Annotated in this window: 1 protein-coding gene; it reads left to right on the top strand. The window is 60.3% G+C overall.

Annotation, left to right across the window (positions count from 1 at the left end; genetic code table 11):
- The coding region (locus tag PMI35_RS26965) for a calcium-binding protein (protein WP_008055809.1) at positions 1-1,801 on the top strand (1,801 nt) is incomplete at both ends.

The following is a 1,801-nucleotide window of genomic DNA, read 5'->3' as shown; positions in this document are numbered from 1 at the left end:
TGCTCGATGGGGGTAGTGGCTATGACACGCTCTGGGGTGGTCAGGGCAACGACACGTTGCTGTCGGGCAATGACAACGACGGCAGTTATCTCGATGGCGAGGACGGCAACGACATACTGATTGGTAGCAGTGGCAACGACATACTGATCGGTGGCAATGGCAACGATTCGCTGGACGCTGGCGATGGCAACGACTATCTGGAGAGTGGCAATGGCGATGACGCGCTGGACGGTGGCAGCGGCAACGACTACATGGTAGCTGGCATTGGCACCGACACGCTCGTCGGTGGCAACGGCGACGACACATTGTCGGGAGGCTCTGGCAACGACATGCTGGATGGCGGTAGCGGTAATGATCTTCTGGTCGGTGACGACGGTGACGACACGATAGTGGGCGGCAGCGGCGCTGACACGTTGTACGGTCGCGATGGCAATGACACGCTCGACGGCGGTGATGGCAACGATACCTTGGATGACGCAGACATTTCCGGACTGGTGGAGCACGACAGCCTCAATGCAGGTGCCGGTGACGACACCATCAGGGTCATTCGGTACAACGTCGATTCCGTCGCCACGGTCACCGGTGGCAGTGGCCGTGACACCTACCTGTTGGACAGATTCAGTGTCGGACAACTGCTGGTCAGCGATTTCGCGTCCGGCGCTTCGGGTGACATCCTCAATATCAACGCGTTGCTCAATAACAGCAGCGGCTACAGCAGTGGCAACCCGTTCGACCCGGCGCTGGGCTACCTGCGCCTGGTGCAGCAAGGTGCCGACACCTTGCTGCAGTGGGACCGGGACGGCGCAGGCATCGCCACTAACGGTTGGCAGACCGTCATCACGTTGCAGAATACCGAGGCGAGCACGCTGACCAGTGAGAACTTCACACCAGCCGCACCGCCGGATGGGAGTTCGTTGGGTCTGACGCTCAATGGCACGCCAAACGATGACGTGCTTAACGGTAGCGTGGTCGACGATGCGCTCTATGGCCTGGCGGGCAACGACCAGCTCTTCGGCTTTGGCGGCGATGACCTGCTCGATGGGGGTAGTGGCTATGACACGCTCTGGGGTGGTCAGGGCAACGACACGTTGCTGTCGGGCAATGACAACGACGGCAGTTATCTCGATGGCGAGGACGGCAACGACATACTGATTGGTAGCAGTGGCAACGACATACTGATCGGTGGCAATGGCAACGATTCGCTGGACGCTGGCGATGGCAACGACTATCTGGAGAGTGGCAATGGCGATGACGCGCTGGACGGTGGCAGCGGCAACGACTACATGGTAGCTGGCATTGGCACCGACACGCTCGTCGGTGGCAACGGCGACGACACATTGTCGGGAGGCTCTGGCAACGACATGCTGGATGGCGGTAGCGGTAATGATCTTCTGGTCGGTGACGACGGTGACGACACGATAGTGGGCGGCAGCGGCGCTGACACGTTGTACGGTCGCGATGGCAATGACACGCTCGACGGCGGTGATGGCAACGATACCTTGGATGACGCAGACATTTCCGGACTGGTGGAGCACGACAGCCTCAATGCAGGTGCCGGTGACGACACCATCAGGGTCATTCGGTACAACGTCGATTCCGTCGCCACGGTCACCGGTGGCAGTGGCCGTGACACCTACCTGTTGGACAGATTCAGTGTCGGACAACTGCTGGTCAGCGATTTCGCGTCCGGCGCTTCGGGTGACATCCTCAATATCAACGCGTTGCTCAATAACAGCAGCGGCTACAGCAGTGGCAACCCGTTCGACCCGGCGCTGGGCTACCTGCGCCTGGTGCAGCAAGG

Source organism: Pseudomonas sp. GM78 (assembly GCF_000282475.1).
Lineage (GTDB): Bacteria > Pseudomonadota > Gammaproteobacteria > Pseudomonadales > Pseudomonadaceae > Aquipseudomonas.
Note: the sequence above shows the minus strand (reverse complement) of the source record. Positions and strands in the feature narration are given on the sequence as shown.